Consider the following 24,447-nt stretch of genomic DNA (forward strand, 5'->3'; position numbering starts at 1 on the left):
ATGAAATTTGAAAAAAAAGATTTTTTATGAGGAGGTGCAACTTCAGCTTCTCAAGTTGAAGGAGCATTTGATGCGGAAGGTAAATCATTAACAATTGCAGAAATGAGACCGTTCAATCCAAATCTAGATAGAAAAAGCGTAGATGAATTAAATAAATATACAAGATCTGATTATGAAAAATCAATTGATAATAAAGATAACTTACATTACCCAAAAAGAATAGGTATTGACTTTTATCACAGATATAAAGAAGACATAGCTTTATTCAAAGAGGCAGGAATGAACATTTATAGAATGTCAATTGCTTGATCAAGAATTTTCCCTAATGGTGATGAAGCAGAACCAAATGCTGCGGGTATTAAATTTTATAAAGATGTTTTTGAAGAATGCAAAAAAAATGGAATGGAAGTAATGTTAACTATTCAACATTACGATGTTCCATACCCAATAACAAAAAAATATGGTGGTTGATCAAACAAAAAAGTTATTGATTTGTATATCAAATTTGCAACAGTTATTATGAAAGAATACAAAGACTTAGTTAAATATTGATTACCATTTAATGAAATCAATGTAGCTACATTAGCTCCAACAACAGGTTTAGGTATTTTTAGAGAAGACTTTAGTAGTGAAGAAGACTATGTAAATGCATCATGACAAGGATTACATAATCAATTTTACGCACAAGCAAAAGTTATTGAAATAGCTAAAACAATTTCAAGCAATATTAAAATGGGGTGCATGGTTGCTAACATGACAACATACTCATCAGACTGTAACCCTGTAAATATTTGAGAAAATTTAGCTACTCAACAAATGCAAAGATACTTCTACTATGATGTAATGGTAAAAGGAGATTATCCATCATATTCAAAAAGATATTTCAAAGAAAATAATATTAAATTTGAAACAACCCCTGAAGAAATGGAAGTAATTAAAAATAATAATATTCAATATATTACATTTAGTTACTACATGACATCAACAATTTCAAAAGAATTAAAAGATGCAGCAGGTGGTAATTTAATGTTGGGTGGAAAAAATCCATTCTTAAAAGCAACTGAATGAGGATGACAAATTGATCCTATTGGTTTAAGAATAACATTAAATGAATTATGAGATAGATACCAATTACCTTTATTTATTTCAGAAAATGGAATAGGTGTGGTAGAAACCTTAAACGAAAATAACACAGTTGAAGATGATTACAGAATTGAATACTTATCAAAACATTTTGAGCAAATGAATGAAGCTATTAAAGATGGAGTAGATGTATTTGGTTACACAATGTGAACTCCAATTGATGTTGTGAGTTTATCAACAAATGAGATGTCAAAAAGATATGGATTAATATTTGTTGATTATGATGATTATCATAAAGGAACTGGAAATAGATTTAAAAAGAAATCATTTGAGTGATTTAAAAACTTTATGAAAACAAAAGAATTATAAAAATAAAAAAACTTTCGAAAGAAAGTTTTATTTTTTCTAAATGCTATATAATTAATTCATGTAATTAACAGTATTTGTATAAGCCAATATAATGGATTGGCGTATCTACGGCTAAACCTATTTAGTCTCTATAAGTTACTGTTTAAACTTACTTGGATCTTTCATCCCAATTCTGTTAATTACACCTAGGTAAATTTATCGAAGGGGTTTATAATGGAATTTAAACATAATTTGAAATTATTAATTTCTAAAGAGGAAATTGCAAATAAAATTGCAGAATACGGCGCTTTTTATAATGAAAAGTACAAAGGGAAAACACTTTCTTTAGTAACAATCATGAATGGCTCTGTATTCTTTTTTGCCGATTTTGCAAGAACGCTAAATATGCCAATAAAAATGGATACAATAACTGTTTCTAGTTATTCAGGAACTAAATCAAATAAAGAATTGGTGTTTCATAAAAAAATAACAAAACCAATTATTGAAGATCAACATGTTTTAATTGTTGAGGATATTATTGATTCAGGATTAACTTTGGAAAAAGTATATGAGTATATATTTTCTTTGAAACCAAAATCTTTAGAAATACTGACTTTAGCTTCAAAGAAAAGTAATCATAAGAACTTTAAATATGAATATAGAACTTTATTTGAAGTTCCAAACATATATGTTTTAGGTTATGGATTTGAAATTGATGATCTTTATAGACAACTTCCAGAAATTTATACTTTAGAGGAAGAATAGGTTTTAAAATGAAAAAATCAAAAATTGATAATTTTAAAGTTAAAGATAAAAAACTTAATTATTTAAAATCAACAAATTCAATTGCTAAATATTTTAACTTTAGTAATTTAAATACAACATTTAAAAAAGAGATTATTGGTGGAATAAGTACATTCCTTTCAATGATGTACATTTTATCAGTAGAACCAGCAATATTAGGAAGTGCACCAAGTATTACTGGAAATGGGACAATGGATAGTAACGGCGTTTTCTTGGCAACAGCTCTAGTTGCAGCTATTGCAACTATTGTTATGGGTATGAGTGCAAACGTTCCTATTGCATTAGCACCAAGCATGGGATTAAATGCACTTTTTGCTTTTAATATAGCTAAAACAGGAAAAATAGGATATGAAGGTGCATTAGTTGCCGCTATGATTTCATCGATTATTTTTTGTATTATATCTATAACAAAATTAAGAGCATTAATGATCAATGCTCTACCGCATTCACTTCATTTAATTATTGGTGTATCAATTGGTTTCTTTATAGCTTATGTTGGTATATCAAACATAGGTTTTGTTTCAAAAACAGACTCAAATTTACCAATTGCAGATTTATCAAATTTTAAATTAAATTATCCTGGTATGATAATTGGTTCAATTGTTTTATTTGGTTCAATTATATTGTTTTATAAAAAATTCTTTGCGCCAGTTGCTATAATGATGGTTGGTGGATTCATTGTTGCATTAATTTTAGCAAATACAGTTGATAATGAAGCAATAAAACACTCACTAGGAAATGCTAAATGATCAGGAAGTGAATGAAACTTTGGGAACTTATTTAATGGATTTGCTTCAAACATTAAAAATTCATTAGCAGAAATAGGAAATTCTGAAATTTGAAATAAGCCAACTATGTATGTTTCAATTTTTGTTTTAGTTATTTTAAATTTCTTTGATGCAACAGGTACTTTGACATCAATCAACATTGAATTAAATAAAACACTTGGAGAAGAAAAACAAATACCTCAAAAAGCATTAATTATTGATGCAGGTGCAACAATTGTTGGATCAGCTTTAGGAGTTTCTCATATGGCTTGCTACAGTGAAAGTTGTGTTGGTATTTCACAAGGTGCAAGAACAGGATTTGCAAACATAATAACAGGTTTATTATTTTTACTAAGTATTCCGCTATTTCCACTTTTTAAAATGATGCCAAACTGTATTTCAGGAGCAGCGACAGCATTTATTGGAACAATAATGATTTCATCAATTACTGAAATAGAATGAAAAAAACCAGAAATTGGAGTATCAGCGTTCTTTAGTATTTTGTTTATGGTTATAACTTACAATATAGCAAATGGTATTGCCGTTGGAATAATAGCATATACAGTCACATCTATTGGAGTTGGAAAAACAAAAGAAGTAAAACCTGTAATTTGAGCGCTAGATGTGTTATTTATACTTTATTTTGTAGCAACAGCTTTTATACAATAAAAAAACAGCACAGCTGTTTTTTTATATTTAGTAAATATTTTTAGCAACAGGATAAATAGTATAACAAACAACAGGTATTGTTGCTAAATAAATGGCCCAATCAAAAACTGAATTGACACTGTTTACACTCATTGAAAATATTCAAACATTTTGATTTTTTTCAACAGCACCAGCAGAGTAAAATAAAACACCTGCAAATGTTTTTGATCAAAAACCTAAGAAAGCATAAATTGAAATAACAATAATTCAAATACCCATTCATTTAAATCAATCTTTTTTTTCTTCAAATCACAATTTATTTTTTTCTCTTTTAGACATTAATAGTTTTTTGTTTTTAGAAACTTTCTCTTTTTTGTTTCTAAAATTTCTTGGTAAAAATATACTACAAATCGCTACCAAAAGTAATGGTATTCAATAATCAAATACATATGCTAAAGGTATACCTGCATCTGCATTTGTTGGAAGAAAGAAACCAATGATCCCTCCAAGTATTGCAACAATTAATGTTCTTAGTCAGTCAGTATATGTTGCTAAAACAAATATAGGAATTAATTTTATGTTTAACGATAAATAAAACTGACTAAATGAATATGCTGTCATTAAATTCAAGATTAAGTATAAAGATAGCATTAATCCCATTACAACAATGTCTTTAGTATTAATCTTTTTAACTTTCAAATAAAAATATCTTTTCATGTAAAAGAACCTCCTACATAAAAAGACAGAAAAAATATTTTAGGACTTCCTACGCTAGTATTAACTAGATCAGGTTCTAAGAGTATTTCTCAAGCTTTCGCTACCTCTGCCTTCTTACACTTTAATAGTAGCATTTAAATATGAAAAAACCAATTTTATTTAACTTTCTTTTTGGTAAAATTATATTTAATTAGATTATAGAAAGAGGTATCATATATGCCTAAAAAATTTTATGTAACAACCCCAATATACTACCCAAGTGGTAACTTACATATTGGGCATGCTTATACAACAACTCTTGCAGATATTTTAAAAAGATATAAGGATATGCAAGGTTTTGAGACATTTTTCTTAACAGGAAGTGATGAACATGGTCAAAAAATAGAACAAAAAGCAAATGAAGCTGGACTTTCTCCAATGGAATATCTTGAAGAAAAAGTTGAAAGTTTTAAAACACTTTGAAAAGCCTTAAAAATAGATTACACAAAATTCATTAGAACAACAGATTCTTATCATGAAGAAACAGTTCAAAAAATTTTCACAATGTTATTAGAAAAAGGTTTCATTTATGAAGGAAATTATGAAGGACTTTACTGTGTAAGTTGTGAAGAGTTTTTAAACGCTGATCAAATTGATGAAAATAATATGTGCAAAATTTCTAATACAAAACTAGAATTAGTTAAAGAAGAAACTTATTTTTTAAAAACATCATTATTTCAAGATTTTATGGAAAATGAAGTTTTAGCTAATGAATTTTTAATTCCAGCATATAGAAGAAATGAAATGTTGAATTCATTTGTTAAACCAGAACTTAAAGACTTATCAGTAACTAGAACTTCATTCTCATGAGGAATCCCAATTAAGGAAAATCCAAAACATGTTGCTTATGTTTGACTAGATGCACTTACAAACTATATAACAGCGTTGGGATATTTACAAAATGATGACTCCAATTTTAAAAAATTTTGAGAAGATGAAAATACTGAAATTTTACAATTAGCAGGAAAAGAAATTATTCGCTTTCATTCAATTTATTGACCAATAATTTTGAAATCTTTAGATCTACGTCAACCAACACATTTGTTAGGACACGGATGAATTTTAAGCAAAGACACAAAAATGAGTAAATCATTGGGAAATGTTATTGACCCAATTGAAATGATAAATAACTATGGGGCTGATGCGCTAAGATTTTATATAGGTTATGAATTGCCCACAGAAAAAGACGGTAACTTTACAGATGAGTTGTTTATTGAGTCATTCAATGCACACTTAGCAAATAACATCGGTAACTTAATATCAAGAACTAACCAGATGATTACAAAATATTTTGATGGTTTTGTAGACACTACAGATGTTCAGTATGATAAAGAACTAACAGAAAAAGGCATTCAAACAGTTAGTCAATATATTAAAAACATGGATGAATATAAAATTAGTGATGCAATTAGAAATATTTTAGACTTAGGTAACGCATGTAATAAATATATTGAAGAGAAAACACCATGAAATTTAGCAAAAGAAGAAAACTTTTCAGAACTAAAAAATGTTATGGCAACATTACAACGTAATATAACAATCATGACTTATTTACTAAAACCAATTTTAGTTGAAAACTACGAAGATATGATTGAACAAATAGGATTAAAAGATTTTGAGTTATCATTTGAAAAAATAATTAATTGAAATGAAATAGTATTTAAAAAACTAGGAGATAAAAAAATAATTTTCAAAAGAGTGAATTAATGACTTTAAAAGTCATTTTTTTATTACTTAAATTAATTCAGCTATTCCCTTTATAGACAATGAGAGTATAATATTAATAGGAATATTTTTTATTTTTTTATGTTATTTTTGAAAAATTTTCCAAAATTGTAAAAATTTACAACACATATTGGATATTTATTCCAATTTTAAAAAACTAGTAAGAGGAGTTATAAATATGAAAGTTATTGTTTTAGGTACTAATCATGCAGGTACAACTGCTGTTAGAACATTAAAAAGACTTAACCCAGAAATCGAAGTTACTACGTATGATAGAAATGATGTTATTTCATTTTTAGGATGTGGAATTGCATTATGGGTTAAAGGTGAAGTTAAAGATCCTAATGGATTATTTTATGCAACACCAGAAATTTTAGAATCAGAAGGAATCAATGTAAAAATGAAACACGAATGAGTTTCAATTGATGCTGACAAAAAAACTGTTTTAATTAAAAATTTAGAAACAGGTGAAACATTTGAAGATAACTACGATAAAGTAATCGTAGCAACAGGTACATGACCTTTATTACCACCAATCCCAGGATTAGACTTAAAAGGTGTACAAATTTGTAAAAACTATGACCATGCTAAAAAAATACAACAAGCAAATTTAGATGATTCAATCAAAAAAGTTACTGTTGTAGGAGCTGGATATATTGGAGTTGAATTAGTTGATGCATTTGTAGCACATGGTAAAGAAGTTACATTAGTAGATTTTGCTGACAGAATTATGCCAGTTTACTATGATGCTGAATTTACAAAACATGTTGAAGACAGAATGGAAAAAGCAGGAGTTAAATTAGCTTTAGGACAAGGTGTTAAAGAATTCAAAGGTGTTGATGGAAAAGTTACTCATGTTGTAACTGACAAAGAAGAAATCGCAACTGATTATGTAATATTCTCAGTTGGAGTAGTTGCTCAAACTAAACAATTAGAAGGTGTTGTTGATTTAAATGACAGAAAAGCAATTTTAACAAATGAATACTGTCAATCATCAAACCCAGATATTTATGCAATTGGTGACTGTTCAACAGTTTTCAATAAAGCATTAAACATGGAAATGCCAATTCAATTAGCAACAACTGCAGTTAGAACTGGTATTCTTGCAGCAGCAAATATTGTTAATGGAAATAAATTAGCATCACCAGGTTTCACAGGAGCAAATGGTATTGAAGTATTTGGATTCAAAATGGCTTCAGCTGGTGTAAGTGAAACAAGTGCTAAAAAAATGGGATTAGATTATGAAGCAATTTTATTATCTGATTCAGATCGTCCAGAATTTATGTCAACTTATAAAGAAGCTTGAATTAAATTAGTATGAGACAAAAAAACAAGAAAAATTATTGGAGCTCAAGTAGCTAGTGAAAACAACCATACAGAAATTATGTACATGCTTTCATTAGGAATTCAAAAAGAATTAACTATTGATGAATTACCATTAGTTGATATTTTCTTCTTACCTCACTTCAATAAACCTTACAACTTTGTTACATTAGCAGGTTTAGAAGTTTTAGGATTAAACTACTTTAAAAAATAAAATGATTAATCTATTTATTTCAAAATCAAATGATCCAGCTTATAACTTAGCTGTTGAAGAGTATTTAACTTACCAATATTCAACTAATGACCCTATTTTGTATATATGACAAAATAGCAATACAATTGTTGTTGGTAGAAATCAAAATACTTATGCTGAAATTAACATTGCTGAAGCAATGAAAGATGAAGTAAAAATTATAAGAAGAAATACAGGTGGAGGAACAGTTTTCCATGACATGGGAAATGTTTGTTATTCACTTATTGTCAATAATGACAAAAACTCTCAATCTAACTTTGAAATTGCATTACAACCAATCATTCAATATTTGAGAAGTGAAGGTTTAAATGCTAATTTCTCAGGAAGAAATGACATTGAAATTGATGGATATAAAATTTCAGGAAATGCACAATTAAAAAATATGACTAAAATTCTTCAACACGGAACATTATTGTTTGATGTTGAATTACCAAGAATTTTAAAATATTTAAATGTAGATCCAGAAAAAATTAAACATCAAAAAGTTAAATCAAAACCAGCTAGAGTTGCTAATATAAAAGCGATTATGGGTGAAAAAAATAAAGAAATTGAATTAAACGATTTTATAGAAAATGTAATTAATAGCTACACTAAAAATGAAGAAGTTAAATGAATAGAATTTACTGAATCAGAAAAAGAAAGCATTAATGAATTGTTCAATGACAAATATTGTTCAAGAGAATGAACATTTGCTAAAAATGAAGATTTTGAAATTTCAAATAAAAAGTATCTAGAAACAAAAGGATTAATTGAAATAAAAACAAATGTTGATAAAGGTAAAATTACTAACATTAAAATTTATGGTGATTTTCTTGGTTATACAGGTACAGAAGCACTAGAATTTGCACTAATAAAAACTGATTATGATTATCATGCAGTAAAAAATATTTTAGATAAGTTTTCATTAAAAGAAATTTTTGGTGATAACTTTGAAGCTGAAGATATTTTAAATTTATTATTCAATTAAGAAAGGAAAAATATATGAAATATATCGGAAAATTTGATCCGCAAAAAGATGAAGTTGTTCGCGTAATGGATAAAGATGGTAAAATCATCAATCCTAAATTAGCACCATCTATTTCAGATGAAGAATTAATTAAAGCGTATTCAATTATGAATCTTTCAAGAAGACAAGATGACTACCAAAATAAAATGCAAAGACAAGGAAGATTATTATCTTTCTTAAGTTCAACAGGACAAGAAGCTTGTGAGGTTGCATATACAATGGTAATAGATCCAAAAAATGATTTTTTTGTTTCAGGATATAGAAACAATGCAGCATGATTAACAATGGGTCAAACTGTTAGAAACATAATGTTATACTGAGCAGGAAATGAAGCTGGAGCAAAAGCACCAGAAGGTGTTAATTCATTACCACCAAACATTATCATTGGTTCACAATACTCTCAAGCAACAGGTATTGCTTTTGCAGAAAAATACCAAGGTAAAAAAGGTGTTGCAGTTACTACAACTGGAGACGGTGGAATGAGTGAAGGAGAAACTTATGAAGCTATGAACTTTGCTAAGCTACATGAATTACCAGTTGTGTTCGTTTGTGAAAACAATAAGTGAGCTATTTCAACCCCAACTGTTGAACAAACAAAATCATTAAATATTGCAGTTAAAGCAATTGCAACAGGAATGCCATCAATTAAAGTTGATGGAAATGACTTTTTAGCAAGTTATGCAGTTGCAAAAGAAGCTGTTGAATTTGCAAGAAGCGGAAATGGTCCAGTATTAATTGAATTTGATACATATAGACTTGGAGCCCACTCTTCATCAGATGCACCAGATGTATATCGTCCAAAAGGTGAATTTGAAGATAGAGTTCCTTATGAACCATTAATAAGATTAAAAGCTTATATGATAGCAAAAGGAATTTGAAGTGAAGAAAAACAAACAGCTTTAAATGAAGAACAAGACAAACATATTGCAGCTGAATTTGCTTGAGTAGAACAAAATAAAAACTACCCAATCGAAGATATTTTCAACTACCAATATGCAGAATTAACAGAAGATTTAAAAGATCAATTAGCAGAAGCAAAAGAATTCTTTGCTAAATATCCAGAAACTAAAGACGGAGGACACCACTAATGGCAGTTATTAATAATATTAAAGCAGTTACTGAAGCACTTGATGTTGCAATGGACCGTGATAAAAACGTTATTGTTTTTGGTGAAGACGTTGGTTTAGAAGGTGGAGTTTTCAGAGCTACTCAAGGACTACAACAAAAATATGGAATTGAAAGAAGTTTTAATGCTCCAATTTCAGAAGCAATGTTTGCAGGTGTTGGATTAGGAATGGCAATGAATGGTATGAAACCTGTTGTTGAATTACAATTCCAAGGATTAGGATTACCAGCATTACAAAACGTTATTGCTAATATTTCACGTATGAGAAATAGAAGTCGTGGTAAATGAACAGCACCTATGGTTATTAGAATGCCAATGGGTGGAGGTATTAGAGCCTTAGAGCACCACTCAGAAGCTTTAGAAGCTATCTTTGCTCATATTCCAGGTATTAAAACAGTTATGCCTTCAACACCATATGACACAAAGGGTTTATTACTAGCAGCAATTGAATCACCAGATCCAGTTATTGTTTTAGAACCAACTAAGTTATACCGTGCATTTAAACAAGAAGTACCAGATGGATACTATACAGTTCCAATTGGTGAAGGTTATAAAATTCAAGAAGGAAATGATTTAACAATCGTTACTTATGGAGCACAAACAGTTGACTGTATGAAAGCTGTTGAAATGATTAAATCAACTCACCCAACAGCCTCAATTGAATTAATTGACTTACGTTCAATTCAACCATGAGATAAAAAAATGGTTATTGAATCAGTTAAAAAAACAGGAAGATTATTAGTTGTTAGTGAAGCAGTTAGATCATTTGGTGTACCTGCAGAAATTATTGCAACAGTTAATGAAAATTGTTTTGACTCATTAAAAGCACCTTTAGCAAGATGTACTGGATATGATGTTGTTATTCCTTATGACAGAGGGGAAGGATTCCACCAAGTGAACCCACAGAAAGTTGTAGAAGCAATTAAAAAAGTGCTTGACTACAAATTTTAGTAGAGAGGAATTAGAATAATATGTTTAAAGTAAAATTTGCTGATATTGGAGAAGGGCTTACTGAAGGAAAAGTAGCAGAAGTTCTTGTTAAAATGGGGCAAGAAATAAAAGAAGGAGATGCTTTATTTTTTGTTGAAACAGATAAAGTTAACTCTGAAATTCCAGCACCTGTTGGTGGAAAGATTGCAAACATTTTAATTTCTGAAGGACAAGAAATTAAAGTTGGTGATGTAGTTATTGAAATTGATGATGGATCTGGAGCAGCTGAAGCAACACCTGTTGCTGAAGTTAAAACAAAAAATGAACCAATTGAAGAAAATGCTTCAGTTGTTGGTTCAACACCAGTTTCAAATGATGTTATTGCTTCAAGAGCAACAACAAATACTACTGCAGAAGTTTCAAATAGTGGAGTTAAAGCAACACCATTAGCAAGAAAAATTGCAGCTGATAAAAAAATTGATTTATCAACAATTAAAGGAACAGGTCCACATGGAAGAATTTTAGTTTCAGACTTAGATTCAGCACCAGTTGCTGCTTCAAATGCAAGTACTGCTTCTAAAACAGCTATGAAATCTGTTGAAATTGATGCACCATTATCATGAGATTCAATTCCAATGAACGGAATAAGAAAAGCTACTGTTAAGGCAATGGTTAAATCTCATTCAGAAAATGCAGCATTTACAGGAATGAAAAATATTAATATTACTCCAACATATGAAATGCGCGCAATGTTAAAAGATGGATGTGAATCAAAAGGAATTAAATTGACTTATTTAGCATTCATTGTTAAAGCCGCTGCTAAAGTATTAGAGGAAATGCCAAATATTAATGTTCGTATAGATGCAGAAAATAATGCAATCTTACAAGTACACAATATCAATATAGGTATTGCAGTTGATACTGAAAAAGGATTAATGGTTCCTGTTATTAAAGGAGCTAACCACTTATCAGTATTTGAAATTGCTAACAAAATTGGTGAATTAGCTAAAAAAGCTAGAGACGGTAAATTAGCTATGACTGAAATGAAAGATGCAACTTTTACAGTTTCAAACTTTGGGTCAGTTGGTTTAGATTACGCAACACCAATTATTAATTCACCTGAATCAGCTATTTTAGGAGTAGGTACAATGACAAAAACACCTATCTTTGTAAAAGATGAAATTAAAGCAGGTTGAATCATGCCATTCTCAATGACATGTGATCATAGAATTATTGACGGTGGAGATGCCGGAAGATTCTTAATGAAAATAGAAAATTATTTAAGTAATCCAGCATTACTATTAATGTAAAAGAGGAGAAGCAAGATGTTTAAAGTAAAATTTGCTGATATTGGAGAAGGACTTACTGAAGGAAAAGTAGCAGAAGTTCTTGTTAAATTAGGGCAAGAAATAAAAGAAGGAGATGCTTTATTTTTTGTTGAAACAGATAAAGTTAACTCTGAAATTCCAGCACCTGTTGGTGGAAAGATTGCAAACATTTTAATTTCTGAAGGACAAGAAATTAAAGTTGGTGATGTAGTTATTGAAATTGATGATGGAAGTGCTACAACTGAAGCAGCGCCTGTTGCTGAAGAAGAAAACGCAAGTGTTGTAGGCTCAACACCTGTATCTAATGATTTAATTCCAAGCAGAGGACCAGCACCAACTCAATCAGTTGCTGCGCAAGCTGCACCTGCACCAGTTGCAACTAAACATACAGACATTGAAGAAAGCTTTGATGTTATTGTTGTTGGAGCTGGTATTGGTGGTTATGTTTCAGCTATTAAAACAGCTCAATTAGGGTTAAAAACTTTAATTATTGAAAAACAATACTATGGTGGTGTTTGTTTAAATGTTGGGTGTATACCAACAAAATCATTACTAAGAACAGCTAAAGTTTTTGAAGATATCGTTCATAAAGCAGCAAACTTAGGAATTGATATGAAAACAAAAGATACTCCAAGCATTAACTGAGATAAAGCACTTGAACGTAAAGATGGTGTTGTTAACAAATTAACTGGTGGAGTTAAAGTATTACTAACTAAAAATGGTGTAAAACAAATTATTGGTGAAGCATCAGCATTAGATAAAAATACAATTTCTGTAAATGGTAAAAAATATCACTGTGATAATCTAATTATTGCTAGTGGATCAGTTCCAAACGAATTACCATTACCAGGATTTGCAGAAGGAAGAGACAGCGGTTTCTTAATTGATTCAACAAAAATTCTTTCATTACCAAAAATACCAAAAACATTAACTGTTATTGGTGGAGGGGTTATTGGAATTGAATTTGGTTGTTTATTCGCAGCTTTAGGAACAAAAGTTACAGTTATTGAAGGAGCACCAAAAATTCTTCCAATGTTAGATCAAGATGTTACAGCATTAATGACAAAAACATTAAAAGAAAAATACAAAATTGAAATCTTTACTAATGCAAAAGTTAAAGAAGTTAAAGGTAAGTCAGTTGTATTTGAAATTGATGGTAAAGAACAAACTGTTAAATCAGATTACTGTTTAGAATCAATTGGAAGAAAAACAGTTACTAAAGGATTTGATGGAATTGGTCTTGAATTATCAGAACGTAAATCAATTATTGCAAATGATTATGGTGAAACAAACTTGGATGGTGTTTATGCAATTGGTGATGTGACAAGTAAAATCATGTTAGCACACGTTGCTTCACATGCAGGTATTGTTACAGCAAATAGAATTGCATTAAAAGCAAATAAACCAGGTGCTGAAGATATTAAAATGGATTATTCAAAAATTCCAAGTTGTATTTATTCACACCCAGAAATTGCAATGATTGGAAAAACAGAACAACAATTAAAAGCAGAAGGTGTTGAATACAAAACTTTCAAATTCCCATTTGCTGCAATTGGTAAAGCATTAGCTGATGATGATACAACAGGATTTGTAAAAATTATTTGTGAACCAAAATATAAAACTTTATTAGGTGCACATATTATTGGAAATAGAGCAACAGACATGATCTCAGAATTCACAACATTAATTGAATGTGAAGGAACTATTACAGAATTAGCAAGAGCGATCCATCCTCACCCAACAATGAGTGAAGCAATTGGTGAAGCAGCTGAAGCATTAGAATCAGGAAAATCATTAAACCTTTAATATGTATTCAGTAGAACAAATAAAAAAAATTCTAGTAAATTCAGATCATAAAAAAACTATTGTATTACCTGAAGGTGAAGAACCTAAAATTCAAGAAGTAGCTAATACACTTGTTAAAGAAAATATTTCAAAAGTTATTATGCTTTTTCAAAAAACTGAATCAATTCCAACAACTTTAGATTCAAAAATTGAAGTTATTGCAATTGATGAATTGGATAAAGAACCTTTAATCCAAAAATTTATGGATTTAAGAAAAGACAAAACTAATTTTGAACAAGCCACAAAATTAATGGGGCAAGCAAACTATATTGGTGCAATGTTAGTTAAAATGGAAAAAGCTGATTGTATGCTATGTGGTATTACATATACAACAGCTGATACTATTAGGCCAGCATTGCAAATCATAAAAACTTCACCAAATGTTGCTTTAGCAGCTAGTGTGTTTATTATGAACAAAGGTGAAGAAAATTACTTCTTTACAGATTGTGCATTAAATTTAAAACCCACAAGTCAACAATTGGCTGACATATCAAAAATGACAGCAAAATTTGCTCAATCATTTGATGTTAAAAATCCTGAAGTTGCTTTATTAAGTTACTCAACAGCAGGATCAGGGGCTGGTGAAGACGTAGTTCGTGTTAAAGAAGCTGTTGAATTATTAGACTCTCAAACAGTTGATTTTAATTATGCTGGAGAAATTCAGTTTGATGCGGCTTGAGATAAAGAAATAAGAGATAAAAAATTTAAAGATTGTAAATTAACTAAACAAACACCTGACGTGTTTGTGTTCCCTGACATTAACGCAGGAAATATAGGTTACAAAATTGCTCAAAGAATGGGTGGCTACGAAGCTATCGGTCCATTCATCCTTGGATTCAATAAGCCAGTTAATGATTTAAGTCGTGGAGCTACATTAACAGATATTATGAATACAGCTATTATTACAATTTATCAAGCATTGGAGGCGTAATTATGATTTTAGTAGTTAATGCAGGAAGCAGTTCAATTAAATTTAGATTATTTAATGATTTAGATAAAAACAATCCAATTGATATTCTTGATGGTTTAGCAGAAAGAATAACTGTTGATGGTGCAGTTTCATTTAAATATGAAGGCAAAAAATATGAATATAATGTTGAATTACCAAATCATGAAGTAGCAATTAAGTTTATTTTAGATAAATTAATTGAATTAAATATTATCAGCAATGTAGATGATATAAATGCTGTAGGTTTTAGAGTTGTTCATGGTGGAACAATAAGTAAATCTTCAATTATAGATCAAAAAGTTTTTGACACAATTAAAGATGCAGTTAAATTAGCACCATTGCATAATCCAGGGGCTATAACAGCCATTGAGGCCATTGAAAAAGTTATGCCTAAGGCTAAATTGGTTGCATGTTTTGATACAGCATATCATCAAACTTTAGCTGAAGAACAATATCTATATGCTGTTCCATATTCTTGATATAAAGAACATGGTGTAAGAAAATATGGTTTTCATGGAATTAGTTATCAATACATTGCAGAAAAAATGTCAGAAGTTTTAAACAAACCTAAAGATAAACTTAACCTTATCGTTTGCCATTTGGGAAACGGTGCAAGTATAACATGTATTAAAAACGGTAAATCATTTGATACAACAATGGGATTAACTCCTCTCGCTGGTGTAATGATGGGTACAAGAAGTGGTGATATTGATCCATCAATTATTGAATACATGTGTAAAGAATTAAAAACAGACGTTTCAAAAATAACAAATATATTAAATAAAGAATCAGGTCTATTAGGTTTAAGTGGTAAATCAAGCGATATGCGTGATGTAACTGGTGGATATTTTAAAGGTGATGAAGATTACAAACGAGCACTTAATAAATATACTCAAGTTGCAGCTGATTACATTATCAGATTTGCTAACTTATTAGGGCGCGACATTGATGGAATTGTATTTACAGCCGGTGTTGGTGAAAATTCAATCCACACAAGACAATTTATCTTAGAAAAATTGCCTTTATTAGATATTAAAATTGATACTGCAAAAAATGATGAAAGCTATGGAGATTATAAATACATCTCATCAGCTGATTCAAAAATTAAAGTATTAGCAGTTAGAACTAATGAAGAGTTAATGATTTGTAAAGACACAATTAACTTAACTAAATAAGATAAAAAAATAGCCTAAAGGTTATTTTTTTATCTTTTAAATTATAATTATTAATAATGAAGAGGTAAATAATGAAAAAAGTATTATTTATAGGTTTAGGACATATGGGCTCAGCACTTGTCAAAGGAATATTAAAAAACCCTAATAATGGAATAGAAGTTTTTGGTTATGACGTTATAAAAGAAGTTCAAGAAAAAGCCTTAAAAAATATTAAGGGCTTAAACTTTTTGAATGATATTAGTGATATTGAAACTAAAGACATTGACTTTATTGTAATCGGGACTAGACCAATTGATGTAGAGCCACTATGTAAAAAAATTGATGAATTGAATATTAATGGTAAAACAATAATTTGTATGGCAAATGCAGTAACAATTGATACAGTTCAAAATTGCTTTAAGCAAAATGAAAATGTATCAGTTATTAGAATGATGCCAAATATGAATGCATGTATACAAAAATCAGTAACAGCTTTAGCTACAAAAAATGCGTCCGATGAAAAAATGAATTTTGTTAGAAAAATGTTTGAACTTTGTGGAATTGTTGAAAACGTTAGTGAAGACAAATTTGGAACATTAACAGCTATTTCAGGTTGCTCACCATCTTATATAATTTCTTTTTATAAAGCAATGACTGATTATGCAATTGCTAATGGTTTTGAAAAAGAACAAGCATTTAGAATAATTGAAGAAGCTATAATTGGTAGTGTAATCAATGCTTCAAAATCCGAAGTAACATTAAGAACTATGGTAGATCAGATTTGTGTACCAAACGGTTCAACAATTGAGGGACAAAAAGTTCTAGATAATAAAGGTTTTGAAAATATAATTAAAGAAGCATTAACAGAAGCATGTAAAAAAGCTGTTTCCTAAAATATTTCAGTCTATTTTAAAATACTTTTTTATTACTTATAAATTTTTAATTTTTTTAGCAGGTACACCTGCATATATTGAATTTTCTTCTGCATTCTTTGTCAAAATTGCTCCAGCTGCAATAATAGTATTTTCACCAATTGTAACTCCTGGAAGAATTGTAACTCCAGAACCAATCCAAGCATTTTTTCCAATAACAACTCTTTGTGGATAAATAATATGTCTTTCATTAGGCTTGATACCGTGGTTTAACGTTGCAATATTTACATTCATTCCGATTAAAGCTCCATCATGAATTTCAATGCCCCCTCGATCTTGAAAGTTACAATTTTTATTAATAAAAACATTCTTCCCGATTTGAATATTTTTTCCATAATCTGTATAAAAGGGTAGAAAACATCTAAAGCTTTCATCAAGTTTTTGATCAGTTAAGATTTCAAATTGTTTTAAAATCTTTGCTTTATCAGAAAGTTGATTTAATTTAACTAACTGTGATTGTGATTCTATGGCCATTTCATCCATTCATCTCGCTATCTCTGGTTTTTTCATATTAATTGGCTCATTATTGGTTCTTGTAAAATTTATATATTCTTTTCTATTCATTAATTCTTTGCACCTCTATATATAAAAATTAAAGCACAAAATATTCTAAAAAGATAAAAATCTACTTTCTATTAAGAAAAGTAGATTTTTATCTTTGACTTAGCAATTTGTTTATAATAATTTGTAATTTATTTTTTGTTTTTAAAATTTAAAACTCTTTAGCTGCCTCAATTAATTTCGGAATAATTAACGAAACAATTTCTTTTGGAGATTGTGTACTTAATGGTTCAACTTTAACTCCTGCCAATAAAATTGGTTCAGCAACTGTTGCACCCATAAATTCTCACGTACCTTTTAAGTAAGCAACATGATCGCCTCATGGGTATCAGCCTTTTGGTGCACCTTGAGTCGCAAGAATTTGAACTTTTAATTTATCTAACAAACCAATGCTTGCACCTTTTGTTGCATACTTATAAGAAAAAGTTTGGTTTGCTAAAGCGATATGATCAATGTAGTTTTTTAACATTCCAGAAACATGGAAATTATACATTGGTGCGATAACTAATAATTTATCAACTTCTTTTAATTGGTTGATGTATTTCATTCCTTCTTCTTCATTTCAATATGATGAAAATGTTTCGGTTGTTAAAACGTTTGTTCCAACAATAGATTTATTTAAATCTAATTCAATAATTTCATCGCTTGGATTATTTTTTTTATATTCTTCTAAAAATATTTTTGCCATTTCATGTGAATTTGATTTTTCACTTGGGATAACAGAACCGTTTATAACTAATAATTTGCTCATAAAAATATTCTCCTTTTTTATTATTTTAATTATATCACTAAAAGTTTATAATCAATATTATGAAAACTACTGAGAGGGAAATAAGAATGTTAAAAGATAATAAAATTTTTGATGCTCATATTCATTTTAATGATGATTATAAATATAACGATGAAATGATACATCCAATGATAAAAGAAGCAATAGAAAATGAAGTTGAAGGATTCTTATGTGCGAGTTTTGATATTAAATCAAGTTTAAAAGCAATTGAACTTTCAAAGAAATATGAAGGTATTGTTTTTGCTGGAATTGCAATACATCCAAATGATGTATCAAAGACAGATTTATTAGTTTTAGAAACATTAGATGAACTTGCTAAAAATAAAGAAGTTATCGCAATAGGGGAAACTGGGCTTGATTATTTTTACACTAAAGAAGATGCAGAGCTTCAAAAACTATTTTTTAAAAAGCATATAGAAATAGCTAAAAAACATAATAAGGTTTTACAAATTCATATAAGAGATCATGTCAATGTTTTTGAAGCTTATGATGATGTAATTGAAATCTTAAAAGTTTCAAATTTACAAAAAGTTGTAATTCATTGTTTTTCAGCAAATGCTGAATATGCTCAAAAATTCTTAGATCTAGGTTGTTATATTAATATTGGTGGCGCTGTAACATTTAAAAACGCCAAAGCACTTCAAGAAGCTGTCTTAAATATTCCTTTAGAAAAAATGTTGATTGAAACAGATGCTCCATACTTAACACCACATCCTCATAGGGGGCAACTAAATGAGGCTAAATTTATTAATCTAACGGTTGATAAAATTGCAGAATTAAAAAATACGAAAAGAGAAGAAGTTATTAAAATTACAACTCGTAATGCTAAACTAATTTTTAATATTTAAAAAAGTTTTATAATTAAAGAGTAAGAGAAAAAAGAGGATTACATAATGGCAGGAGTATACGATACACATTGTCACTTAAATGACAATATTTATATTGAAAATGAAATTACAAGTAGCGAAATGGCATCAGAGGCCAAGAAAAGTGGTGTAGACATCATTAACAATGTTGGATATGACATTAAATCATCAAAAGTAGCATTAGTACAAGCACAAAAAAATAAACATGTTTGAGCTTTAGTTGGAATACACCCAACTCACGCACAATTCTTTACTGACGAAGCTTATAATACTTTAGAAGTATTAGCAAATGCTGATAAAGTTGTTGGAATTGGGGAAACAGGTTTAGATTACTCAAGGGGTAATGAATACAAAAATCAACAAATTGCAGGTTTTACTAAACAAGTAAAATTAGCTAAAAAAATGGATTTACCATTAATGCTTCACGTAAAAGATACAGAAGGCTCAATTGATGCTTATAATGACGTTTTAGCGATATTAAAAAAAGAAAAATACTTCAAAGCAGTTTTACATGCTTTCAACCAAAGCATTGAAGTTGCTCAAATGTTTATTGAAAAAGGTGTTTTAATTTCAATCAATGGTCAAGTAACTAGAGATAAAAATCTTAAAAAAGTTGTTATAGATTTACCAATGAATAGCATTGTTGTTGAATCTGATGCGCCTTATGATACACCAAAACCATACAATAAAAAGACTAATGCGCCAAAATATTTACCATTAGTTGTTGAAGCAATTGCAAATATTAAAAAAATGAACAGATCTGATGTAGCAGAAATTACAAGGGATAATGCACTTAGATTGTTCTTCCCAAAAAGATAAAAAAACTTAGCAAAAGCTAAGTTTTTTATTAGTCACATGAACATTCGCTCATTGTGCAATTACAATCTTTGCATGTGCAACCATCTTTTGTACAATCCGCACAATTGCAAGTTTTACAAGTACATTTATTATCTGACATATAAACCTCCAAGGAAATATTCCTTAATTTAATAATAACACCAAACTCAAAATATGTATATAAAATATGTATATATAAGTTTTTAGGGTATAATAAATTTAAGAGGTAAACATGAAAAATAAGGAATTTGAAATAGTAAATAAATTTGGTGGCAAACCAGTCAATATTTATTTGAATGATGAAACATTAATACTAGAAGAATTATTTGAAAAAAAATATAATCAAAAACCAAATAGATCAAAAATTTATAAGGAATATTTAAAAAAACAGTTAGATGAAGAATTAATAAAGAAAGTAAAAGAATTTGATAAAAGTACGTGTGATTGCTGCAAAAGAGACTATTCCTTTACTAAGAAACAAATGTATTTGTGTAATGAAAAATTAAACAAAGAAACATGTATTGTTTGTCATGACTGCATAACAAAAGAATAGAAGATTTTTTTCACTTCTATTTTTTATAGTTTTCATTTCCTCATTCTGTCATTTGATCTAAAATGGGTTTTAAACTCTGACCTAAAGAAGTTAGTGAATATTCAACCTTAGGAGGAACAACAGGATAAACTTTTCTATGAATAAGGTTGTTTTCTTCTAAAAATCTTAAATTTGTTGTTAATACTTTTTGACTTATTCCGCTTATCTTTTTTTCCAGTTCATTAAATCTTCGTGTACCAAATGAAAGCTCTCTTATTATTAAGATTACTCATTTTGATTTAATAAAATTTAACGTATATTCTAGTGGGCAAAATTGTTCCATAATTCCTAACTTTCTTTTTGGTAAGTATATAACATTTTTGTATGTACTTACATTTATATGTGCTTTATATTATTATATACATGTATACATAAAATACAAAATAGAAGGTAACAAAATGAAAAAAATATTAGTAATTAACGCTAGTGTTTCTCAATTAAATAATTCTGATTCATTAGCAATGTCAAACATGTTTATAGAAGAATACAAAAAAATAAATCCAAGTGATGAAATCATTAGATTAGATTTAAACGAAACTCGGATGTCACAAAAAACATTAACAAGAAATAATATATCTGAATACTTTAATCAGGAAGATTCATTTAATTTCATAGAGCAACTAAAATCAATTGACAAGATTGTTTTGAACTTTTCAATGGTTAACTGAGGAATTCCAGCAATATTAAAAAATTATATTGATCACATCACAATTGCAAACTTAACATTCACTTATAAAGGTTCAACTGATGGTAATGCTATTGGATTACTTTCAAATATTGAAAACATTCAAATATTGGCAACAAAAGGTGGAACTGGAACTCCAAATTCAGCATTCACAGAACATGTGAAAAATATTTGAGAATTTTTAGGAGCTAAAGTTCAAAATCCAATCATTATAAATGACATGATGGATATTCCACCTTACGCAGAGCAAACACCTATTGCTAACTTAGAAAAAGTTAAAAATGATATATTAAAAGCTGCAAAAAAATTCTAATTGAATACGAAAAATGGAACAAGCAAAGCATGTTCCATTTTTTTATCCTAAAATATCTTCGAAGTCTAAAACTTTATCAGCTCATTGAGTTTCAAAGTTGATATCGTGAGTTGTAATTAAAACTGTACCTTCAAATGCCTTAATTGCATCTAATAAAGATTCTTTTGCAAGGACATCAATGTGGTTAGTTGGTTCATCAAGAATAAGTAAACTACTTGGTTCTAAACTAAGAGCAGCTAGTCTAACTTTGGTTTGTTCTCCCCCAGAAAGTTCTTTCATTTTGTTCATCATTAGTTCACTTTTTATTCCGAACATACCGATTTTTGCTCTAACCTCACCAGGCGTCATTTGAGGATATCTTGTTAGTAAATAACTAACAGGTGTTTCATGATCTTCAAAGTCATCAATTTGGTGGAAGAAGTTTGTGAAAACACCTTGTCCAATCTCAACAGATCCGTTAATTTTTTCAATTTCACCAGCAATTGTTTTAAGGAAAGTTGTTTTACCAATACCGTTATAACCTTTAACAATACATTTTTCACCTTCTCTTAATTCAAAAGTTAATGGTTTTGTTAAAGCAAAATCATACCCAATTTCTAATTTTTCAGCTTTGACAATAACAGTAGAACTAGGTCTTCTATATTTGAAATGCATATTTGGTTTAGCAGTTACTTTTCTAGCGTCCATTACATCAATTTTTTCTAATTGCTTTTGTCTTGATTGTGCACTACGAGCAGTTGAAGCTCTAGCACCATTTTTAGCTATGTATTCTTTAAGTTTTGATATTTGACCTTGTTGAGCTTCACGAGCTCTATCATATTGCTCAGCACGTAATGCTGATAGCTCAACATATTTATCATAGTTTCCAACGTATCTAACAATTTCTAAATTTTCAATTGCGTAAATGACATTTACAATTCTATTTATAAAATCTCTATCATGAGAAACAACTAAAAAAGCATTTTCATAATTTTGTAAGAATGTAACTAATCATTCAACTTGTTCAACGTCTAAGAAGTTTGTAGGCTCATCAAGTAAAATAAAGTCGTCATTTTTTAATAATAATTTAGCAAGTAAAATTTTTCCTCTTTGTCCACCTGAAAGTGAACCTAATGGTCTTTTAACATTATCTGGTTCAATACCTAAACCAGCAACTAAATTTCCAATTTGTTTATCAATACTATCAAAGCCTTTAATATTTAATTCATCTTGTAATGCTAATGCTTTAACAAGTTCTTCCTCTTTATATTCAATAGCCATATCTTCATAAATTTTATTGATTTGTGCTTCCATATCAAAAAGATATTTAAATGCATCTTTTAAATACTCTTCACCAGTAATATTCATATCAACTTCCTGGTGTTGATCAAGATACCCAATTTTAGCTTTTGGATGTCATTCAACATTTCCATGATCTGGAACTATTTTTTGAGCAATAATATTTAATAAGGTTGTTTTACCAGCTCCATTTGGCCCTAAAAGAGCAACGTGTTCACCCTTGTTGATTCGCATGTGTGATTCCTCATATAATTTTTTACCACCATTTTGGTGTGATATATTTTCTAATAATATTAAACTCATTATTTTCACCCTATCTATCTAAAAACTAATAATAATTGTATCAAATAATTAAAAATAAAAAAGGCACACGCCTTTTAGAAAGTCAATATACTATTTTATTTATGTCTATCTGCAATCTTATCAATAATTTTACCATTAACAACAAAGCATAGCAGACACATTGCAATTGAAAATGAAGTATCTGAAATCCAATGAGTTCTTGAAACTATTTGTGTATATTGCATCATATTTATATGAATGAATCATACTGCTAATGTGCTCCACATTATTCAGTTTATTTTTCTGCCCTTTTTCTCGTTGAAAAAGAAATATCCGGCATACAACATTGTAAAACAAGAAATCATATGACCAGATGGAAAGTCTTGATTTCATCATCCTGCAGTACCACTACCTCTTGGAATAAATAAATCCCCAATGTTTCCAAAAAAATCATTTATTTGTCATCAATTTAAATATTCTACTCCAGAAACTACACCTGTTTTTGGATCATAAAGTCCTCAAGATTTAATTGTGTATCCATAACTTGTTCAATATTCAGCTCATTCGGGTTTCATGGCATTTGAATTAAATATATTTTCAAAATCAACGCTATAAAAATAAGGTCTACCAAAAATAATTTTCATTGAATAAACAATTAAACTTGTAACGGCAAATGCAACAAAAGCTTTTACAGCGTCTCTCTTGTATCCAGACTCAATCAAATCTTTACGATTTGAAAATTTAAATCTTAAATATCAGAATGCAAAACCAAAACAAGTTGTCTCTATTAAAAATAAAACAATTAAGATTTTTTGTCTGATACTGTATGATTCTAAAAATCATCCACTGATCCCAACACCAAATCCATCATCAATTTTTGTTGTATTTACTATTTGACTTATGTTGAATGTAAATCAAAATATTGCTCAGCTAATATAATAAACAAATAATATTCCAGTTCATAATTTGTTTCTTTTTTCTATTCTCATTATTTCAACTCAAACAGCTACAATAATAAAAACAAATAAATATGATTGTGTCATACCGGCCTCTTCATATATTCAAACAATAATTTTAAAACTAAAATTATCCATTCCTTTTGCAAATCAAGTATTTATTTCCATATCATAAATGCTAGACATAATAAATGAAGCTATTGTAAACAACATAAAAGCACTAAATAATATTTTTAAAATTAAATAATTTTTATCTTCATTTTTTCTTATAAACATTTTCATCACCAAAAATAATTTTACATAAAAAAAA

At 28.9% G+C, this 24,447-nt stretch carries 23 protein-coding genes and 2 riboswitches; of the genes, 17 read left to right on the forward strand and 6 right to left on the reverse strand.

Annotated features, from left to right (window positions below):
• The 3 genes from MCOLE_RS00210 (at position 1) to MCOLE_RS00220 (ending at position 3,671) form a co-directional block, all read left to right on the forward strand.
• Positions 1–1,452 (forward strand): glycoside hydrolase family 1 protein, encoded by a 1,452-nt coding sequence (locus tag MCOLE_RS00210; RefSeq protein ID WP_100670431.1) that lies wholly within the window; start codon positions 1–3, stop codon positions 1,450–1,452.
• Between the two features lie 54 nt (positions 1,453–1,506).
• Positions 1,507–1,603: riboswitch (purine riboswitch) on the forward strand.
• A gap of 62 nt (positions 1,604–1,665) precedes the next feature.
• Positions 1,666–2,196: a phosphoribosyltransferase gene (locus tag MCOLE_RS00215; protein WP_099650895.1), complete on the forward strand. Its 531-nt coding sequence runs from the start codon at positions 1,666–1,668 to the stop codon at positions 2,194–2,196.
• Between the two features lie 8 nt (positions 2,197–2,204).
• A complete protein-coding gene (locus MCOLE_RS00220) occupies positions 2,205–3,671 on the forward strand; it encodes an NCS2 family permease (protein WP_100670433.1) in 1,467 nt (488 codons plus the stop codon).
• A gap of 27 nt (positions 3,672–3,698) precedes the next feature.
• Here the strand turns inward: MCOLE_RS00220 and MCOLE_RS00225 are convergent, their stop codons facing one another.
• Entirely contained in the window at positions 3,699–4,367 is a 669-nt protein-coding gene (locus tag MCOLE_RS00225) for an energy-coupled thiamine transporter ThiT (RefSeq protein WP_100670435.1), read from the reverse strand.
• A gap of 29 nt (positions 4,368–4,396) precedes the next feature.
• Positions 4,397–4,485: riboswitch (TPP riboswitch) on the reverse strand.
• Between the two features lie 98 nt (positions 4,486–4,583).
• On the opposite strand from MCOLE_RS00225, the gene metG reads away from it, so the two are divergent.
• From metG to MCOLE_RS00275, 10 genes are all read left to right on the forward strand, one after another.
• The gene (gene metG, locus MCOLE_RS00230; protein ID WP_100670437.1) at positions 4,584–6,113 is read left to right on the forward strand and encodes a methionine--tRNA ligase; all 1,530 of its coding nucleotides are present in this window, start codon (positions 4,584–4,586) and stop codon (positions 6,111–6,113) included.
• 196 nt (positions 6,114–6,309) lie between these two features.
• Positions 6,310–7,668 (forward strand): FAD-dependent oxidoreductase, encoded by a 1,359-nt coding sequence (locus MCOLE_RS00235; RefSeq protein WP_100670439.1) that lies wholly within the window; start codon positions 6,310–6,312, stop codon positions 7,666–7,668.
• Between the two features lies 1 nt (position 7,669).
• A complete protein-coding gene (gene lplA / locus MCOLE_RS00240) occupies positions 7,670–8,674 on the forward strand; it encodes a lipoate--protein ligase (protein ID WP_100670441.1) in 1,005 nt (334 codons plus the stop codon).
• Between the two features lie 14 nt (positions 8,675–8,688).
• Positions 8,689–9,801 carry a pyruvate dehydrogenase (acetyl-transferring) E1 component subunit alpha gene (pdhA, locus tag MCOLE_RS00245; RefSeq protein ID WP_100670443.1) on the forward strand — a complete coding sequence of 371 codons (1,113 nt, stop codon included), beginning with the start codon at positions 8,689–8,691 and terminating at the stop codon, positions 9,799–9,801.
• Positions 9,801–10,790 (forward strand): alpha-ketoacid dehydrogenase subunit beta, encoded by a 990-nt coding sequence (locus MCOLE_RS00250; RefSeq protein WP_011182937.1) that lies wholly within the window; start codon positions 9,801–9,803, stop codon positions 10,788–10,790. The genes pdhA and MCOLE_RS00250 overlap by 1 nt, the downstream gene beginning before the upstream one ends.
• A 20-nt stretch (positions 10,791–10,810) precedes the next feature.
• Complete coding sequence (locus MCOLE_RS00255; protein ID WP_100670445.1) at positions 10,811–12,079, forward strand: dihydrolipoamide acetyltransferase family protein; 1,269 nt, start codon at positions 10,811–10,813, stop codon at positions 12,077–12,079.
• Positions 12,080–12,094: 15 nt separating this feature from the next.
• A complete protein-coding gene (gene lpdA, locus MCOLE_RS00260) occupies positions 12,095–13,903 on the forward strand; it encodes a dihydrolipoyl dehydrogenase (RefSeq protein WP_100670447.1) in 1,809 nt (602 codons plus the stop codon).
• A 1-nt stretch (position 13,904) separates the two neighbouring features.
• Entirely contained in the window at positions 13,905–14,873 is a 969-nt protein-coding gene (gene pta / locus MCOLE_RS00265; RefSeq protein WP_100670449.1) for a phosphate acetyltransferase, read from the forward strand.
• 2 nt (positions 14,874–14,875) lie between these two features.
• On the forward strand, positions 14,876–16,066 hold the full coding sequence (locus MCOLE_RS00270; RefSeq protein ID WP_100670451.1) for an acetate kinase: 1,191 nt from the start codon (positions 14,876–14,878) through the stop codon (positions 16,064–16,066).
• A 71-nt stretch (positions 16,067–16,137) separates the two neighbouring features.
• Positions 16,138–16,938 (forward strand): pyrroline-5-carboxylate reductase family protein, encoded by an 801-nt coding sequence (locus MCOLE_RS00275; protein ID WP_100670453.1) that lies wholly within the window; start codon positions 16,138–16,140, stop codon positions 16,936–16,938.
• Between the two features lie 36 nt (positions 16,939–16,974).
• Here the strand turns inward: MCOLE_RS00275 and MCOLE_RS00280 are convergent, their stop codons facing one another.
• Positions 16,975–17,541, reverse strand: coding sequence for an acyltransferase (locus MCOLE_RS00280; RefSeq protein ID WP_100670455.1), 567 nt, complete (start codon positions 17,539–17,541; stop codon positions 16,975–16,977).
• Positions 17,542–17,689: 148 nt separating this feature from the next.
• Positions 17,690–18,289 carry an FMN-dependent NADH-azoreductase gene (locus tag MCOLE_RS00285; protein ID WP_100670457.1) on the reverse strand — a complete coding sequence of 200 codons (600 nt, stop codon included), beginning with the start codon at positions 18,287–18,289 and terminating at the stop codon, positions 17,690–17,692.
• Between the two features lie 86 nt (positions 18,290–18,375).
• Here MCOLE_RS00285 and MCOLE_RS00290 point away from each other — a divergent pair, with 86 nt between their 5' ends.
• The 3 genes from MCOLE_RS00290 (at position 18,376) to MCOLE_RS00300 (ending at position 20,584) form a co-directional block, all read left to right on the forward strand.
• Positions 18,376–19,176 carry a TatD family hydrolase gene (locus tag MCOLE_RS00290; RefSeq protein ID WP_100670459.1) on the forward strand — a complete coding sequence of 267 codons (801 nt, stop codon included), beginning with the start codon at positions 18,376–18,378 and terminating at the stop codon, positions 19,174–19,176.
• 45 nt (positions 19,177–19,221) lie between these two features.
• Positions 19,222–20,013 carry a TatD family hydrolase gene (locus MCOLE_RS00295; protein WP_100670461.1) on the forward strand — a complete coding sequence of 264 codons (792 nt, stop codon included), beginning with the start codon at positions 19,222–19,224 and terminating at the stop codon, positions 20,011–20,013.
• Between the two features lie 250 nt (positions 20,014–20,263).
• Positions 20,264–20,584 carry a hypothetical protein gene (locus MCOLE_RS00300; RefSeq protein ID WP_100670463.1) on the forward strand — a complete coding sequence of 107 codons (321 nt, stop codon included), beginning with the start codon at positions 20,264–20,266 and terminating at the stop codon, positions 20,582–20,584.
• Positions 20,585–20,600: 16 nt separating this feature from the next.
• Here the strand turns inward: MCOLE_RS00300 and MCOLE_RS00305 are convergent, their stop codons facing one another.
• The gene (locus MCOLE_RS00305; protein ID WP_100670465.1) at positions 20,601–20,906 is read right to left on the reverse strand and encodes a winged helix-turn-helix transcriptional regulator; all 306 of its coding nucleotides are present in this window, start codon (positions 20,904–20,906) and stop codon (positions 20,601–20,603) included.
• 115 nt (positions 20,907–21,021) lie between these two features.
• On the opposite strand from MCOLE_RS00305, the gene MCOLE_RS00310 reads away from it, so the two are divergent.
• Positions 21,022–21,621 carry an FMN-dependent NADH-azoreductase gene (locus MCOLE_RS00310; RefSeq protein ID WP_100670467.1) on the forward strand — a complete coding sequence of 200 codons (600 nt, stop codon included), beginning with the start codon at positions 21,022–21,024 and terminating at the stop codon, positions 21,619–21,621.
• 42 nt (positions 21,622–21,663) lie between these two features.
• On the opposite strand, the gene MCOLE_RS00315 is transcribed toward MCOLE_RS00310, so the two are convergent.
• Both MCOLE_RS00315 and MCOLE_RS00320 read right to left on the reverse strand, forming a co-directional pair.
• A complete protein-coding gene (locus MCOLE_RS00315) occupies positions 21,664–23,202 on the reverse strand; it encodes an ABC-F family ATP-binding cassette domain-containing protein (protein ID WP_100670469.1) in 1,539 nt (512 codons plus the stop codon).
• Between the two features lie 95 nt (positions 23,203–23,297).
• Positions 23,298–24,413, reverse strand: coding sequence for a phosphatase PAP2 family protein (locus MCOLE_RS00320; protein ID WP_100670471.1), 1,116 nt, complete (start codon positions 24,411–24,413; stop codon positions 23,298–23,300).
• Positions 24,414–24,447 lie beyond the last annotated feature (34 nt).

The organism is Mesoplasma coleopterae (assembly GCF_002804245.1).
GTDB lineage: Bacteria > Bacillota_I > Bacilli_A > Mycoplasmatales > Mycoplasmataceae > Mesoplasma > Mesoplasma coleopterae.